General features: G+C 47.4%; 16 protein-coding genes. 14 read left to right on the forward strand and 2 right to left on the reverse strand.

Going from position 1 to position 16061, the window contains the following annotated elements; translation table 11 throughout:
- A partial coding sequence (locus ACE3K2_RS00895; protein ID WP_421885662.1) for an SbcC/MukB-like Walker B domain-containing protein occupies positions 1-1634 on the forward strand: 1634 nt, incomplete at its 5' end.
- Positions 1635-2156: 522 nt separating this feature from the next.
- The gene (locus ACE3K2_RS00900; RefSeq protein WP_421885665.1) at positions 2157-2501 is read left to right on the forward strand and encodes a hypothetical protein; all 345 of its coding nucleotides are present in this window, start codon (positions 2157-2159) and stop codon (positions 2499-2501) included.
- A gap of 531 nt (positions 2502-3032) precedes the next feature.
- Here the strand turns inward: ACE3K2_RS00900 and ACE3K2_RS00905 are convergent.
- Both ACE3K2_RS00905 and ACE3K2_RS00910 read right to left on the reverse strand, forming a co-directional pair.
- The gene (locus tag ACE3K2_RS00905; protein ID WP_421885667.1) at positions 3033-4166 is read right to left on the reverse strand and encodes a bifunctional cystathionine gamma-lyase/homocysteine desulfhydrase; all 1134 of its coding nucleotides are present in this window, start codon (positions 4164-4166) and stop codon (positions 3033-3035) included.
- Position 4167: 1 nt separating this feature from the next.
- Positions 4168-5091 carry a PLP-dependent cysteine synthase family protein gene (locus ACE3K2_RS00910; RefSeq protein WP_421885670.1) on the reverse strand — a complete coding sequence of 308 codons (924 nt, stop codon included), beginning with the start codon at positions 5089-5091 and terminating at the stop codon, positions 4168-4170.
- 248 nt (positions 5092-5339) lie between these two features.
- On the opposite strand from ACE3K2_RS00910, the gene ACE3K2_RS00915 reads away from it, so the two are divergent.
- The 12 genes from ACE3K2_RS00915 (at position 5340) to ACE3K2_RS00970 (ending at position 15812) form a co-directional block, all read left to right on the forward strand.
- Positions 5340-5699 (forward strand): histidine triad nucleotide-binding protein, encoded by a 360-nt coding sequence (locus ACE3K2_RS00915; protein WP_278298876.1) that lies wholly within the window; start codon positions 5340-5342, stop codon positions 5697-5699.
- 189 nt (positions 5700-5888) lie between these two features.
- The gene (gene rpsU, locus ACE3K2_RS00920; RefSeq protein ID WP_005547957.1) at positions 5889-6062 is read left to right on the forward strand and encodes a 30S ribosomal protein S21; all 174 of its coding nucleotides are present in this window, start codon (positions 5889-5891) and stop codon (positions 6060-6062) included.
- A gap of 15 nt (positions 6063-6077) precedes the next feature.
- On the forward strand, positions 6078-6521 hold the full coding sequence (locus ACE3K2_RS00925) for a GatB/YqeY domain-containing protein (RefSeq protein WP_062835503.1): 444 nt from the start codon (positions 6078-6080) through the stop codon (positions 6519-6521).
- Positions 6522-6805: 284 nt separating this feature from the next.
- Positions 6806-8128, forward strand: coding sequence for an NfeD family protein (locus ACE3K2_RS00930; RefSeq protein ID WP_421886829.1), 1323 nt, complete (start codon positions 6806-6808; stop codon positions 8126-8128).
- A gap of 161 nt (positions 8129-8289) precedes the next feature.
- Positions 8290-9300 carry a flotillin-like protein FloA gene (floA, locus tag ACE3K2_RS00935; protein WP_307534251.1) on the forward strand — a complete coding sequence of 337 codons (1011 nt, stop codon included), beginning with the start codon at positions 8290-8292 and terminating at the stop codon, positions 9298-9300.
- Positions 9301-9313: 13 nt separating this feature from the next.
- The gene (locus ACE3K2_RS00940) at positions 9314-9922 is read left to right on the forward strand and encodes a hypothetical protein (RefSeq protein WP_421885686.1); all 609 of its coding nucleotides are present in this window, start codon (positions 9314-9316) and stop codon (positions 9920-9922) included.
- A 179-nt stretch (positions 9923-10101) separates the two neighbouring features.
- A complete protein-coding gene (gene yqfC / locus ACE3K2_RS00945; protein ID WP_017687241.1) occupies positions 10102-10395 on the forward strand; it encodes a sporulation protein YqfC in 294 nt (97 codons plus the stop codon).
- Positions 10392-11585: a sporulation protein YqfD gene (gene yqfD, locus ACE3K2_RS00950; RefSeq protein ID WP_421885689.1), complete on the forward strand. Its 1194-nt coding sequence runs from the start codon at positions 10392-10394 to the stop codon at positions 11583-11585. Before yqfC ends, yqfD begins: the two co-directional genes overlap by 4 nt.
- Before the next feature lie 6 nt (positions 11586-11591).
- Complete coding sequence (locus tag ACE3K2_RS00955) at positions 11592-12563, forward strand: PhoH family protein (protein ID WP_215077563.1); 972 nt, start codon at positions 11592-11594, stop codon at positions 12561-12563.
- 16 nt (positions 12564-12579) lie between these two features.
- Positions 12580-14829: an HD family phosphohydrolase gene (locus tag ACE3K2_RS00960; protein ID WP_421885692.1), complete on the forward strand. Its 2250-nt coding sequence runs from the start codon at positions 12580-12582 to the stop codon at positions 14827-14829.
- A 114-nt stretch (positions 14830-14943) separates the two neighbouring features.
- Positions 14944-15441 (forward strand): rRNA maturation RNase YbeY, encoded by a 498-nt coding sequence (gene ybeY / locus ACE3K2_RS00965; RefSeq protein WP_421885695.1) that lies wholly within the window; start codon positions 14944-14946, stop codon positions 15439-15441.
- Positions 15441-15812 (forward strand): diacylglycerol kinase family protein, encoded by a 372-nt coding sequence (locus ACE3K2_RS00970; RefSeq protein WP_017687246.1) that lies wholly within the window; start codon positions 15441-15443, stop codon positions 15810-15812. The genes ybeY and ACE3K2_RS00970 overlap by 1 nt, the downstream gene beginning before the upstream one ends.
- Positions 15813-16061 lie beyond the last annotated feature (249 nt).

Raw genomic sequence — 16061 nt, forward strand, 5'->3', positions numbered from 1 at the left:
TTGGCGCTGGGGCCGGCGAAGCTCCGGCCGCAGCCGAGGCCGCGCCTGCGGCAGCGGAGCCCGAGCCCGCCGGGTCGCTCGAACACGGGCGCTCCCCGGCAGGCTGGGCATCGCGTGCCGCTGCGCTGCGCGAAGCCGCGCAGGCGCTGGCTGCCGCAGCAGCGCCGCTCCAGGCCGAAGCCGCCGCGTTGCAGCAGGCGGCTGTGGGCGCGCAGCAGCGCCGCATGGAAGCGGCAGCTGCGCAGGAGGCCGGCCTTGCCGGGCTCGCCCAGGCGGAGCGCAAGCTGGCCGAGAGCGAGGCCGCAGCGGCTGCCTTGCAGGGCCGCTGGGCCGCGGAACTGCCGGGCATCGCTCAGGAGGAGGCCAAGGCCCTCTATCAGGCGATGCAGGAGCGCGATGCGCGCGCCGAAGACATCAAGGAACGTCTGAACAAAAGTGTGACGTTCCTTGAGGAAAAAGACCAAATCATTCAATCTCTCCAGCACAAGCTGGTGGAATTGGACAAACAACTGATCCAGTGGCAGACCCAGTGGCAGGGCAATAACAAACAGCTCGCCGAGAAGGAAGAACGCTTGCGCCAGTGGGTTGGGGAGCAGCGGGTAGAAGACCTGATTACTGCGGCTCAGGCGCGTCTGGATGGACTGCGGAAAGCAGCTGCAGACTCGGCACAACGCTTCAAAGAGGCGGACACGCTGAAGCAGGAGTCAGCCAAGAAAGACGTCATGGCTCAGCAGGCAGCTGTTTCGGCAACAGAACATCTGCAACAGGCACAGGAACGGTGGAAGTTATTGCTGGAACAATCCCCGTTTGACTCGGATGATGCTGTTGTGTCCGCGGCGATTCCTTCCCAGGAAGCGGAAAGACTCGCAGGAGAGATTCAGCAGCACCGTGAACGTGAGCGTGAACTGGCATCCCAATTGCGTGAACTGGAACAAAAGCTGGATGGTGCTGTCGTATCGGAGGAACAGTGGTTAGCCTGCGCCGAACGTTTGCAGCAGGTCCGAATTGAGGACGAGGCTGCCCTTCGTGCCAAAGCACGCGCAGAACGTGATTTGGAGGATGTGGAGCAGCGACATGTTCGCTGGACCGAACTGGAGAACAAGCGAGTGGAGGTAAGCCGTCAAGGTGAGTTGCTCAGCAAACTTCAATCTGCGTTCAGAGGTAATGCTTTTGTCGAGTATATTGCGGAGGAACAACTGATGCAGGTTAGTCATGCGGCATCTCAGCGTCTGCGTTTCCTGACCAAACAACGTTATTCACTGGAGGTGGATTCCGGTGGTGGTTTTGTAATTTGTGATGATGCCAACGGGGGAGTCAAACGACCGGTATCAACGTTGTCAGGTGGCGAGACGTTTTTGACCTCGTTGTCACTGGCCTTGGCACTGTCGGCCCAGATTCAGCTGCGAGGTCAATATCCGCTTCAATTCTTCTTCCTGGATGAAGGGTTTGGTACACTTGACCCTGAGCTGTTGGATACCGTTATTACGTCTCTGGAAAAATTACATGACGACCGATTGGCTGTTGGTGTAATCAGTCACGTGCCTGAATTGCGCGCACGATTGCCGCGCAAGCTTGTGGTGATTCCGGCAGGTGAGGCCGGAAACGGCTCACGGGTGGTCTTGGAAACCTTATAGAGGGAAATATATATGATGTACACGCCCCTCCTTATGATCCGAACTTGGGCCGGAATGCCGAAAATATAGAGCGGGTGTTTGTCTGTCTGGAGAAGCGACCTGTTACGGCTTGAACGGCATGACGTGGAGAAAAGAGGGAAGCATTAGGCTTCTCTCTACCCCAAGAGTTTCAGCAATATAAAAGATAAAAGCTCTTATAGCCCAAGTAACTGAATATTACCGAATATTATTATTGTAAAAATATTTCTTTTCTTGCTTTTATAACATAGCGGAGTGAGTTACATCACAGATACAGGTTCATCCCGCTGTTATACTACAGTTAAGCCGACAAACTTGTTTTAAGTACCCCGGCGGACATCTGATCAGGACGTTTCCTGAATAGATGTCCGCGCAGCAGACTTCCAAGGAAGCCGCTCACGGGGTGCTTCTTTTTTTTGTGTTTTCTCGTCGGTAGTGTCAATTCGCCCAGTTCTGAATACCATGAAAAGGTGATCAAGAGCAGAATCAGGGAGGCGTTGGCAAGTGGAAAAAGTGGAAGCGAAGAAATTATGCAAGGAACACATGCACCGTTATGTATGTGTACAGATGAATGACGGTATGCACTACGATGGCATTATGGAAAATGTGGATGATGAAATGATCTACCTGGCTGTTCCCGTTGGACCGGAAGCCATGGTGAATCATGCGAACTGGGCTCCTAATGCAATGCCGGGAGGGAACTATCCAATAGGTCATACCCGCGGATTTTATCCGGGATACGGGTACCCTGCGCCTTATCCGTATTATGGTTATGGCCGCAGACGTTTTAACCGACTGGTGCTCCCGTTATTCGCGCTTACAGCGTTAACTCTTTTACCGTACTATTGAAATTGAGAAATAAAAGCATAAATACAGCGAGTCACTTTTCATGTTCATTATAAGAGTCTTTGAAAAAACAGTGTCGGGATGAATATGTTTCATTTTTGGAACCACCATGCAGGATGAAATAGAGCGGTCTTATCACATACGGAGTCTCAGCCTGATGTATCGTGACAGTCATTGCAATACAACGGGCAACATACCGAACATCCAAAAGGCCATGTCTGCAGAAGCGAACTTCTGCAAGGCATGACCTTTTTTTGAACCTAATCAGTGTGTAAGGTTGATGATGAATAGATGGAACAAGGGGTGTATTTTAAACCCGCTGAAAGCAGAAGCCAGATATCCGCATAAACAGCCGTTTTCATCATGGTTGTAAGGTCATTTTGGGAAATAACGTGCCTGCTGTTCCTTAACATTTGAGATGAGGGCCTTAAACCGACACCAAATAAGACGTCCTGTGTTCCTTAGAAAATCGACAACCGACCATTCGCAAACATCAGCTCGCAAGCATCAGTTAGCATGGGCTTCACAATGCCCTTAACTTAATGCAGATTTCAAATCTTCAAGTAAGTCCTCAACATCCTCGATCCCAACGGAGATACGAATCAAACCATCCGTGATCCCCAATTCCTGCCGCCGTTCATAAGGGATGGAAGCATGTGTCATTCGGGCAGGCACAGAAATTAAACTTTCCACCGCACCCAGACTCTCAGCCAATGTGAAATAACGGATTTTGCTTAACACGTCATCTACTTTATCAGCACTACCTACATCAAAGGAAATCATACCGCCATATCCTCTCGCTTGTGTCGAAGCCAGCTTGTGCTGCGGATGGTCGGGCAACCCGGGATAATAGACTTTGCCCACTGTTGGATGTTGATTCAACAAGGTCACAATCTGCGCTGTATTCCGTTCCTGTGCTTCCATCCGCAATCCCAACGTTTTCAGACCACGCATGAGTAGCCAGGAATCCATAGGTCCCAGAACAGCGCCGATTGCATTTTGGATAAAATGCAGATCCTCTCCAAGTTGCTCGCTGTTAACAACCGCAAGTCCTGCCACGACATCACTATGACCGCCGATATATTTCGTTGCAGAATGCAGTACAATATCTGCCCCCAGACCCAGCGGGTTCTGCCAATAAGGCGTACTAAACGTGTTATCCACGATAAACAGCAATTCATGTTGTTTTGACCATTTCGCTACAGCAGCAATATCCGTGACCTTGAGTAATGGATTAGTAGGTGTTTCTACATAAATGGCTTTTGTATTGGATTGTAAAGCTTGCTTCAGTGCTTGTAATGATGTTGTATCTACAAAGGTAGACTCGATCCCCAGACGATTCAGCACCTTGGTGAAAATGCGATAGGTCCCGCCGTATACATCATCCGTCAGAATGACGTGATCTCCAGTGTTCAACAGCGACAGTACAGCGTGAATCGCAGCCATTCCCGAACTGAAAGCAAAACCTCGAACGCCATCCTCCAGCTCCTTAATGACTTCTTCCAGTGCATGACGGGTAGGATTGCCTGTACGTGAATACTCGTATCCTTTGTGTACACCCACCGATTCCTGCTCATACGTGCTGACCTGATAGATAGGTACACTCACTGCTCCAGTGTGTGGATCACCAACAATTCCTGCATGAATCAGTTTTGTTTTGGGTCTCATTTCATTGTCCTCCATTATAGATATTTTGGCTTAAATACCGTTCGCTGCTATCCGGAAAAATAACGACAATGTTACTTCCCGGAGCTGCGTGAAGGGCTTCATTCAATGCGGCTTGCATAGCAGCTCCTGAGGAACTTCCTACCAGTAGTCCTTCCAACAGGGCTAGATCCTTGACCCGCTCAAAGGCGTCTTCGTCTGAGATCGTATGAATGGCGTCAAAATAATTCACATCCATAAATGGAGATAACGTTTCGACGCCTATGCCTTCTGTACGATGAGGTCCAGAGGGACCCCCTGCTAGAATTGAACCTTCGGGTTCCACGATACATGTTTTAATTAACGGGTTTTGCTCCTTCAAATAGCGGGATCCTCCCATGAAGGTTCCGCCAGAACCGGCTCCGGCGACATATACATGCACCTGTCCGTTCAGATCACGCCAAATCTCAGGGCCCAGATGTTCATAATGTGCGAGCGAGTTATCCGCATTGGAGAACTGACCTGGAATATACGAACCCGGTATTTCTTTCGCCAGCGATTCCGCCTTGCGTATGGCACCAGTGATTCCTTCTGATGTGGGGGTGTTTACAACCGTAGCTCCAAGGGCTTTCATCAATTGCTGTTTCTCAACGCTGAACTTCTGAGGTACCGTGAAAATGACATTTAAATTCAGGCCTACAGCCGCCATTGCAAGACCAATGCCTGTATTACCAGCAGTAGCTTCAATTACCGTTCCACCTGGCTTAACATCTCCTCGTGCCAAAGCCTGCTCCAATAAAAACTTGCCGATCCGGTCTTTCACACTTCCTCCAGGATTCATGAATTCCAGTTTGGCGAACAGGCGGATTCCTTCCGGTAAGGGATATCGAGTTAATTCAAGCAGAGGCGTATTACCTATCAGTTCCTGAACATGTTGATAAACGGTCAAATTAACCAATCTCCTTTTTTACGTTCATTAACTATACATATTTGTTTACTCGGGAAAAGTGCGTGATAAAACCATATTTCGATAAAATGGTCTGTAATACATCAATTGTTGTATAGTATTCGGCTCGATGATAGATGGAGAGTTGAGCTATATTACCTGGTTGTGCGCCTAGAGATTGGACGTGGGTTTTTACTTTTAGTATGATAGAAGGGAATACATACATTGCAATACAAAGGAGGGTATGAACTATGGATTGCTTATTTTGCAAAATTGTAGAGGGCACCATTCCCTCCAATAAAGTACTGGAGAATGACCATGTTATCGTGTTTCATGACATCCAGCCCGCTGCACCGACACATGTGCTTGTCATTCCGAAGAAACACATTGCTTCCATGAATGATGTTACTGCAGAAGATCTGCCTTTGATCGGCGAGATTCATCTGGCTGCTCAAGAAGCGGCCAAGCGTCTTGGGGTGGAGGAAACCGGATATCGTTTAATCAACAATTGTGGTAAGGATGGAGAACAGACTGTTCATCATCTGCACTATCATTTGCTGGGCGGTACGAGACTTGGCGTGCTGACCAGTCTGTCGGATTCTCACAAATAAACGAGCTAATGGGTACTATTATTGAGGATTTAGTCATATGCATTAAGTCCATGAACATGTGACCAAACGCTCATATAAATAAGGGATCATTACATTGAGGTTGACACCTTTATTACCTTTCGCCTATAATGAAAGATGATGAACCGTGTTATTGCTCTTGGACGGTCTGGTCGGAGGGAGGGAAAACTGGTGTCTGAAACTAAAGTTCGCAAAAACGAGACTATTGATGCTGCACTTCGTCGTTTTAAACGCTCCATCGCTAAAGATGGCGTATTGGCTGAGGTGAAGAAACGTAAGCATTATGAGAAGCCAAGCGTAAAGCGCAAGAAAAAGTCCGAGGCTGCTCGTAAGAGAAAGTTTTAGGAGGATTTTAACTACATGAATCTTAGCGAACGATTGAACGAAGATATGAAGCAAGCGATGAAGAGTAAGGACAAGTTCAGACTCTCCAACATTCGGTTGATTCGTTCGACGATCAAGAATCTTGAAATAGATTTGAAAAGAGATTTGGATGACAACGAAGTGCTTGATATTCTGAGTCGTGAAATCAAACAGCGCAAAGATGCCCTCCAAGAATTTGACAAAGCGGGCCGTGAAGACCTCGCGGCAAATGCAAAAGCGGAAATTGAAGTACTCATCCAGTACCTTCCCGCACAACTTTCCGAAGAAGAAATTAAAGTTATTGTACAGCAGACCATCCAGGAAACCGGTGCTTCTTCGAAAGCCGAGATGGGGAAAGTTATGGCGGCCCTTATGCCGAAAGTTAAAGGCAAAGCGGACGGCAAACTGGTAAATCAAGCAGTTCAACAATTTCTGCAATAAAGCAAATCAATAAACACCTTCTGACTTGTCAGAAGGTGTTTTTTCCATTTTCTTAGAAGGCATGATGCCCTTGTGATAGCAAAACTTCTTTTTAATGGTTAATATATATTATTATGGATTTATATTCTTGCAATTGATCAAGTTTTCAAATATAATTTTAAGATTTTGAAACGAAATGTTGCATTGCACGTAATAAATACCATAAGCTGGACAGTATAAGATGAATGGAAAAGGGGGGGACTATTGTGAAGGGAAAGCGCCGGAAGAGGCTTACGGGGCCATTGATGCTCTTAATGCTACTGACGCTGCTGCTTCCTGTCTGGATTGGATCACCGTCAGCGCATGCAGCTGAGAAGAGTGGCGCCGTATATATTATTCCGGTTGATAAACCAATCGAGCAGGGACTTGGCAAGTTCATGGAACGTGGGTTCAAGGAAGCAGAAAAGATGAATGCTGGCCTGATCGTTCTTGATATCAATACGCCGGGAGGCCGTGTCGACACTGCGGAAGCGTTGGGTACCCTGATCAAGGACAGTCCGATTGCGACTGTTGCATTTGTCCGTGGAGACGCTGCTTCAGCCGGGAGTTTTCTGGCTCTGAATGCAGATAAGATCGTAATGTCACCAGGCAGCATGATTGGTGCGGCAGCCATGGTGGATAGTACGGGTAAACACGTTGATGATCCCAAGCTTGTTGCATTCTGGAAGAGCAAAATGCAGGGAGCTGCTGAAATCAGTGGTCGTGATGGCAAGATTGCAGCTGGAATGACGGATGTTAACATCGTTGTTGAAATGCCAGAGATCAATAAAACCAAGCAAAAAGGTGAAATTATTGCTCTCTCGGCTGAAGAAGCGCTGAAAGTTGGTTATGCCGACCACATCAGCAACACACCGGAAGAAGCGGCAGCTTGGCTCGGTTACAGTCAGGATGACGTATTTAAGGTAGAACGTACAACAGCGGAGAATATCTCGTCGTTTCTTACCAATCCGGTTGTTATGACTGTACTATTATTCCTGGGAATCGCAGGTGTGATCATTGAATTGATTGTTCCTGGTTTTGGAGTTCCGGGTATTGTAGGTATCGTGTGTTTCGTCTTGTATTTCTCGGGTAATTACATTGCGGGATTTGCCGGAGCAGAGACATGGGTGTTATTTACCGTCGGACTCATCATGATGATCCTGGAAATGTTTATTCCGAGTATGGGTATTCTGGGTATTCTCGGATCAATTGCGCTTGTAGCAGGTGTTGTGAGAGCTGCTTATGATACGAGCGATGCATTTGTGTCCTTGGGTATTGCTTTCGGAGCAGCATTGGTAGTTATTGCGATTATCGCGGTACTGTTTAAGGATCGAGGGATATGGAATAGATTCATCCTGAGTGACAGTTTGTCTGCGGAGCGTGGATACTCATCCGCTACCGAACGTAAAGAATTGATTGGTATGCAAGGAATCAGTCTGACACCGCTTCGGCCTTCTGGAACAGCAATGTTTGAAGGGGAACGGATTGACGTTGTGACGGACGGAGATTTTATTCCCATCGATACACCAATTATTGTGATTAAAGCGGAAGGTACCCGGATTGTGGTTCAGCAAGCATTGCCGGTGTAACTCTTCTGCTTGTCGGAGCGGATTACGCTTCGGCATTGTACATAGTCCTTATGCGAAGCTGCTGGCAGAAGGGTACCAAATTTACAAATCAGCAGCAAAATCTCTAAATGTTTATTATGATGTAATTTATAAATCAAAGCGAAAATGGAGGAATTTTCACTATGGAACCAACCATGATTACGGTTTTGCTCATTGCGGTAGTTGCTATTATTGTATTGAGCGTATTTTTCAGCTTTTTCCCGGTCATGCTCTGGATCTCGGCAATTGCATCCGGTGTGCGTGTTAGTATTATTACACTGGTCGCGATGAGACTCAGACGTGTAACGCCTAGCCGAATCGTAAATCCTATGATTAAAGCAACTAAAGCAGGCATTCAATTGTCGATGAATCAGCTGGAAAGTCACTTTCTTGCCGGTGGTAACGTTGACCGCGTTGTTAATGCTCTGATTGCTGCTCAGCGTGCAAACATTCCACTCGAATTTGAACGTGCTGCTGCGATTGACCTCGCTGGTCGTGACGTATTGCAGGCGGTTCAAATGAGTGTTAACCCGCGTGTTATTGAAACGCCTGTTGTATCTGCGGTGGCAAAAGATGGTATTGAGGTCAATGTTCGAGCAAGAATCACAGTTCGTGCAAACATTGATCGACTCGTTGGTGGTGCTGGTGAAGAGACGATCATTGCCCGTGTCGGTGAAGGGATCGTAAGTACCAATGGTTCAGCAGAAACGCATAAAGTGGTGTTGGAAAATCCGGATCTGATCTCTCGTACAGTCTTGTCCAAAGGTCTGGATTCTGGAACTGCCTTTGAAATCCTGTCCATTGATATTGCGGACGTAGATATCGGTAAAAATATTGGTGCATTCCTGCAAACCGAGCAGGCAGAAGCTGACAAACGAATTGCTCAGGCAAAAGCGGAAGAGCGTCGTGCGATGGCTGTAGCCCAGGAACAAGAGATGAAAGCGCGCGTTGTGGAAATGAGAGCGCGTGTTGTTGAGTCTGAATCCGAAGTGCCGCTCGCCATGGCTGAGGCTTTACGTAGTGGTAAGATCGGTGTTATGGATTACATGAACCTGAAAAATATTGAAGCGGATACTCAAATGCGTAATACACTGGGAAAACCTGTTGAAGGTTCGAGTTCCAACGATCAGGGTGATTCCAAAAACGGAAGATAGGCGGTGAGTGCATATGGGCCTATTTGAATGGATTTTTAATAATCTGTATATCGTGGCCGTCATCGGTTTTGCGCTTTTTTCCTTTTTGGGGAAAGCGGCCAAATCGGCTGATCCGAACAAAAAGCGCCCTGGAAACGGGATGCCAACTTTTGGAGGCGGTGGTGATTCAGACCGGTCCGATCGTTCACCAGCGCAGACCTCAAGGCAGCAACCTGCCCCGACCGAGACTGCAGGTGGAACTCGTTATGATGAACCTTATGAGAATCCATATGATGAAGACCGGTATGAGAACCCGTATGATGAAAAACATTATGAAAGTGAACAGCATGATGATCGTTATGATCAACCGCATCCGGAGTCTGCGGCGTCTTCTCGCACAAGCTCGCTTGAGCAACAAATGAAAGAAGTGGAACGACAGGAGCGTTTGATTCAAGAGAAGTTAAATCGCTTCTCTTCTGCGAATAAACCTGTTGTGTCTGATTCCAGTTGGGATATACCTGGCACAGATGAAACGGGAGTATCCCCTCTTCGTCCGACGGACATCCGCACAGGTGTATTATGGGCAGAAGTACTGGGTCCTCCACGTTCCAAGCAACCGTTTGGTACAAAAGGGAAACTGTAAACAAGTTAGGCTGTTGGACGGAATTAGAGCCGTCTCTGGTGAGCATGAAGCCGCCAGAGACGGCTTTTTTTTGTTCTAGCCTTTTTTCTCAACATTCGTGCCTAACACGCGCCGGAATTTTCATAAATTCTTAAATCTGCGCATAAGTTGAACTGTAGAGGAAGGGGGAAGACCTTCGAATGACCCGGATCAGCCGCAAGCTGCGCAGATGGACCAGTGAAGTGTTGGATCTGCCGCAGGATGTGCTTTATGATATGCCACGGTTAACCCTGATCGGCAGTAAGCAATTGTATATAGAGAATCATCGCGGTGTCATCCATTTCACGCCGGATCGCATCGTGCTGGCTCTTTCCCAGGGTCAGTTAGAGATCAAAGGAACTGCCTTGGTGATACGTAACATTTTGCCGGATGAAGTAGCTGTGGAAGGAACGATTCTGGATATTCATATGAATGGAGTGGAGGGGAACGGATGAAGCAGCCCAGTCTGTACAAACTGCGGGGAGCAGTCCGAATCACGGTCACTGGGGGAGACATTGAAACTTTGATCAACACGGTGGCAGAGCAGGGACTGGAAGTGTGGAACCTGCGTGCTCACGATGGACGCGTGGCAGAGATGAACATTCTGCTGCCGCATTTTTTCAGGTTGCGTCCTGTGTTGAAGCGGACAGGCTGCAGGGTGAAAGTGACCCATCGCAGCGGTTTCCCTTTTTTTGCAGCCCGATTATTACGTAGGAAGTTCTTTCTTGGAGGAATGCTGTTTTTTGTGGCAGCTTTATTTGCGTTATCATCCATGGTATGGGATGTGGAGGTTAAGGGTAACGCCACCATTCCTACGGATGAGGTGCTCGCAGCAGCGAAGAAAGAGGGGATATATCCTTTCCAATGGGGGTTTCGCTTGCCAAGCCAAGACAAGCTCTCCAGACAGCTTGCACTTGCTCTGCCGGATGTAACCTGGATTGGCGTGAGCAAAGAGGGGACAACCATCACCATTCAGGTCGTGGAATCGGCGCAACCAAAGCGCGAGCCGTTACTGAATCCCAGACATTTGATCAGCAAGTCAGATGCTGTGGTCACTCAAATCTATGCGGAGCAGGGACGTCCTGTTGTTCAGAAGGACATGCGTGTCAAAAAGGGTCAGGTATTAATCTCGGGGATTCTCGGGGATGAGGAGAACACCAAAACCATCGTTGCCAAAGGCGAAGTTCGTGGTCTGGTGTGGCGTGAGTATCAGGTAGAGGTCCCGCTGGTGCAAAAACATAACACAATGACAGGTGAGAGCAAAGAACGTTTTTACATGGTACTGGGGAAATGGGCGATCCAACTGTGGGGGTACGGAAGTACACCGTTTAGTTCATTTGATACCGAGAGTAATCACAGACCTTTAACGTGGCGATCCTTCACACTTCCGATGGGTTGGCTGACAGAGAAAGATCTGGAGACCCGGGAGCATGAGGAACAACAGACGATAGAATGGGCCAGAACAAAAGGATTGGAAGGAGCAAGGAACGATATTATCGCCAAAAACGGTAAAGGAACAAAAATTATAAGTGAAAAAATTTTGCATGAGAAGAAAGAGAATGGTAAAGTTTATATGAAAGTCTTATTTGAAGTAGAAGAAAGCATTGCGGAAGAACTTCCGCTAGTCCATAGTCAAGGAGAATGAGGATATTTGTCAGAGCAAACACGCAGCATACAAATCTCCCTCCAGAGTGCGGGAGAGGGCCAATCTCTTTTTGGACCCCAAGATACTTTTCTTAAACTGATTGAATCCGAGATTCCCGCCCAGATTGCATCCCGTGAAGCGGAGATCGTGATTTTTGGCAACGCACAGCAGGTGGAATCGCTTGAACAATTATTTGATGTGTTACTGCAATTGATACGCAACGGATATGTGTTAACCGAAAGAGATGTGAAGTATGCGATTGAACTTGCCAAGGATATGCGGGCAGACCAGCTATTGGATCTGTTCAAGGGTGAGATTACGACGACATACCGAGGTAAACCAATCCGTGTTAAAACCATTGGACAGAAGCACTATGTAACTACAATTAAAAAACGTGATATTGTATTTGGGATTGGTCCTGCCGGTACGGGGAAAACCTACCTTGCTGTTGTCCTGGCTGTTGCCGCAATTAAAGAAGGCAGCGTCAAACGCATTGTACTCACACGGCCTGCTGTTGAAGCGGGAGAAAGTCTTGGTTTTTTGCCAGGTGATCTTCAGGAAAAGGTAGACCCGTATCTGAGACCGCTGTACGATGCCCTATATGACGTTATGGGACAAGAACAGACCGCGAAGGCACTGGAGCGTGGGTTAATTGAAATTGCGCCACTAGCCTACATGCGGGGGCGTACCTTGGATGACTCGTTCATCATTCTAGATGAAGCACAGAACACAACGCCGGAACAGATGAAGATGTTTCTAACCCGTCTTGGTTTTGGCTCCAAAATGGTCATCACCGGAGACGTGACACAGATTGATTTACCGCGTGGTAAGAAATCCGGGCTTGTGGAAGCGAATACGATCTTGAACGAAGTTGAAGAGATTGGATTTGTGCATTTTGCCGAGCAAGATGTTGTGCGGCATTCTCTCGTCCAGAAAATTATCGTGGCTTACAACCACGCCGCAGAAAATCAAGCATAGAAAGGGATTGTCTAAAGTGACCTCGAAGGAACCGTCAAAAGGCAAATCTTTTCAGAATAAGGCTACAGGATGGAAGTATAGCGTGTGGGCACGCTATCTTCTGTTTTTGTTTCTGGTGATACTTTTCTACGTGAGTCTGGCTTCCAAGCTGCTCCCTGAGCGGTATGATATTCAGGAAGGTACACGGAGTGAAGTGGATATTGCTGCACCCATGCAGATTCCGAATAACAAGGCGACACTCAAAGCACAGGAAGAAGCTGCTGAACGTGTACAGCCGATATTTCAGATCGTGCAGATGCGAAATGAAAATCTCATGACGACCCTGCTTGATCGTGTAGATCGATTGAATCAGGATGATCAGATTTCAAGTCAGGACAAGATTGATATTTATCGGGATGAAATTCCGCAGCGTCAGAAGGACTTTGTGACTAACTATATCAATAATAATCGGAAAGCCGGTACATACTCCGAGACTCTGTTGGAAGAGATCAGAAACGTGGTACAGGAGCAAAGCTACCGTATTCCCGAAGAAACCTACATCAAGATCTCACGTCTGACATCGGATGATATCCAGGAGATGAAACCCGTTGCGAGGGATATTGTTGCCCGGTTAATGACGGATCAGATCAGTGATGCAACTACAGCCCGTGCCAAAGTAGCTGAGATGGTGAGTGTCAGCTCTCTTAGTAAGCGTACGCAACGTGAGGTCGTGCAAGAGCTTGCCCGCCTCGTTGTGACTGCTAATCGCTTCTACGATGAAGAGGGAACCAAGGAAGCGAAAGTGCAGGCGCGTGAGAACACGCAAACCGTCTTTATCAAGCAAGGCGACACTTTAGTTGCCAAAGGTGAGATGATCACCCCGGAGATGTATACTTTGCTGGATGAGAATGATTTGCTGAAAAATGAAGTGAACTACTGGCCACAGCTTGGTCTTCTTATGTTTTCCTGCCTGTTGTCAGCAGCAATTCTGATGTATATTCAGCAATGCAGCGGAACGCATTTCAAATATAACAATGCGCAGCTGTTGATGCTTGTTCTCATTTTTATTATTACAATTGTGGTTATGCATGTGACGGCGATTATTCAAACCAATGAGAGGTCGTATGTGGGCTTCCTTGCACCTGTTGCGGTAGGGGCAATGTTAATTGCGCTGTTGCTGGATACGTCGCTTGCCTTTGTATGTTCGATATTGATCGGTATGTTGTCCAGTATCATTTTGAACACGCATCAGGGTCAGCTTTTTGACTTCGAACTAGGGTTCTTCGCTGTAGTAGTTTCGTTTGTTGCGATCTTTGCAACTCATCGGGCTAGCCAGCGATCAACGATTCTGAAAGGGGCCATTATGGTCTGCCTGTTCGGGTCGATCGCCGTCTTCACCCTGGCTTTGATTGACTCGGGAGACTGGAACCGCACCACGACACTGTATGGTGTTGGGTTTGCATTTGCGGGTGGTGTATTAACTGCCATATTGGTCATTGGGCTGATGCCATTTTTCGAAACTTCATTTGGCATTTTGTCAGCGCTCAAACTGGTGGAACTGTCCAATCCGAACCATCCGCTGTTACGCAAGTTGCTCACGGAGACACCGGGTACCTATCATCACAGCGTTATGGTAGGGAATCTGTCCGAAGCTGCTGCAGAAGCCATTGGGGCTAACGGATTGCTCTGCCGGGTAGGTTCGTATTATCATGATATTGGCAAGACGAAGCGGCCCATCTATTTTATTGAGAATCAGAACAATATGGAGAATCCGCATGATTCAATTGATCCAAAACTGAGCAAGTCCATTATCGTTGCCCATGCGCGCGATGGGGTGGAAATGCAGAAGGATTACAAACTGCCCAGACCTATTCGGGATATTGCAGAACAGCATCACGGCACAACATTTCTTCACTATTTCTATCACAAAGCACTGCGCCAAGCGGAAGAAGCAGGCGTTGAACCTGATTTCACGGAAGAAGATTTCCGTTACCCTGGGCCGAAGGCTCAGTCCAAGGAATCAGCTATTGTTGGCATTGCTGATAGTGTGGAGGCTGCTGTGAGATCTTTGCGCAAACCGACCGTGGAACAAGTGGAGTCCATGATTGAGAAGATTATTAAAGGACGATTGGACGATCATCAATTCAATGATTGTGACCTTACGATGCGTGAACTGGATATCGTCGCCAGAACATTGAAGGAAACGGTGATGGGTATCTTCCACTCTCGGATAGAATATCCGGAGGAGATTAAGAAACCAAAGCCGACTTCACCTGAAGCAGGTTAATTCAATAATAGTTCATGTTCAAAAGGTTCGGTTTTCAGTGCCGAAGAAGATGGGATGAAGCTAGAAAGGCTTTTTGAACAACCTCTAATATGAGCAGACAGGAGTTATGAAAGAATGAGTCTTAATCTGGCATGGAATAATGAACAACAGGATAAAGAAATAACAGAACCGATGATTGCAATGCTGGAACAGTTGCTGAATCTCGCCGGGGAAGCGGAAGGTGTTGCAGACGGGGAAGTCGCTCTGACTTTTGTGAACGATGAGCAGATCCATGAGTTGAACCGTGATTATCGCGGTATTGACCGTCCTACGGATGTATTATCTTTTGCAATGAACGAAACGGTGGATGAAGAGCTTGATATTATCTATGAGCTTGACGAAGATGAGGAAATGGAAGAAATGCCGGATGTTCTTGGAGACATCATCATTTCCGTACCACGGACCATCCTGCAAAGTGAGGAGTATGGACACTCATTTGAACGTGAACTTGGTTTTCTGTTTGTCCATGGTTTCTTGCACCTGCTCGGATATGACCATCAGGATGAAACAAGTGAGGCTGAAATGATGGGCAAACAAGAAGCCGTATTGGCCCAGGCCGGGTTGACACGATAATGAAAAGGCGCTCCTGGGGTCTGGTATTCCGCAATGCTGCGGAAGGAATCGCATATGGGTTGCGGACTCAGCGTAATGTGAGAGTTCACACGGGAGTGGCTATTTTGATGTGTGTAGCCGGCTTTTTTTTCAGAATCTCAAGAACGGATTGGATGTTTGTGCTGACCGCTGTCTTTTTGGTTCTGGTGACTGAATTGATGAATACGGCTGTAGAGGCAGCAGTTGATTTGGCACATCCCCATATCCATCCGCTGGCAAAAGCGGCGAAGGATACCGCGGCCGGGGCAGTTCTGCTGGCTGCGGTATTCGCCGTCATCATCGGTTGTATCGTTTTTATTAAGCCGGTGATGAGCTGGCTTGGTTTGTACTGATTTTGTGGTAACTTTGTTTTGATTCGTTTGGTTTGATTGGTTTCGTTTCAATTTGCTTTGCTTTTAAATACTACACACTAATATAAAGTTACTTGATGCAAACACGATAACGGAGAGGTCAGAAGAAACCTGAAGAAACGGAGTGTGCGCCTTTATCACCGGATTTTCCCTTATTAAAAGGGATCAAAAAAATCTGGGGATAACAGCGCTCGGAAGGTTGTTCTGACAGCGGAGTGTCCAGTGTAAATG

It is taken from the genome of Paenibacillus sp., assembly GCF_048976745.1.
Taxonomy (GTDB): domain Bacteria; phylum Bacillota; class Bacilli; order Paenibacillales; family Paenibacillaceae; genus Paenibacillus.

Excerpts from the sequence above, each read along its gene's own strand:
- ACE3K2_RS00905 (WP_421885667.1), bottom strand. The coding sequence starts at position 4,166 with ATGAGACCCAAAACAAAACTGATTCATGCAGGAATTGTTGGTGATCCA.
- ACE3K2_RS00915 (WP_278298876.1), top strand. The coding sequence starts at position 5,340 with ATGGATTGCTTATTTTGCAAAATTGTAGAGGGCACCATTCCCTCCAAT.
- ACE3K2_RS00925 (WP_062835503.1), top strand. The coding sequence starts at position 6,078 with ATGAATCTTAGCGAACGATTGAACGAAGATATGAAGCAAGCGATGAAG.
- ACE3K2_RS00930 (WP_421886829.1), top strand. The coding sequence starts at position 6,806 with ATGCTCTTAATGCTACTGACGCTGCTGCTTCCTGTCTGGATTGGATCA.
- floA (WP_307534251.1), top strand. The coding sequence starts at position 8,290 with ATGGAACCAACCATGATTACGGTTTTGCTCATTGCGGTAGTTGCTATT.
- ACE3K2_RS00940 (WP_421885686.1), top strand. The coding sequence starts at position 9,314 with ATGGGCCTATTTGAATGGATTTTTAATAATCTGTATATCGTGGCCGTC.
- yqfC (WP_017687241.1), top strand. The coding sequence starts at position 10,102 with ATGACCCGGATCAGCCGCAAGCTGCGCAGATGGACCAGTGAAGTGTTG.
- yqfD (WP_421885689.1), top strand. The coding sequence starts at position 10,392 with ATGAAGCAGCCCAGTCTGTACAAACTGCGGGGAGCAGTCCGAATCACG.
- ybeY (WP_421885695.1), top strand. The coding sequence starts at position 14,944 with ATGAGTCTTAATCTGGCATGGAATAATGAACAACAGGATAAAGAAATA.
- ACE3K2_RS00970 (WP_017687246.1), top strand. The coding sequence starts at position 15,441 with ATGAAAAGGCGCTCCTGGGGTCTGGTATTCCGCAATGCTGCGGAAGGA.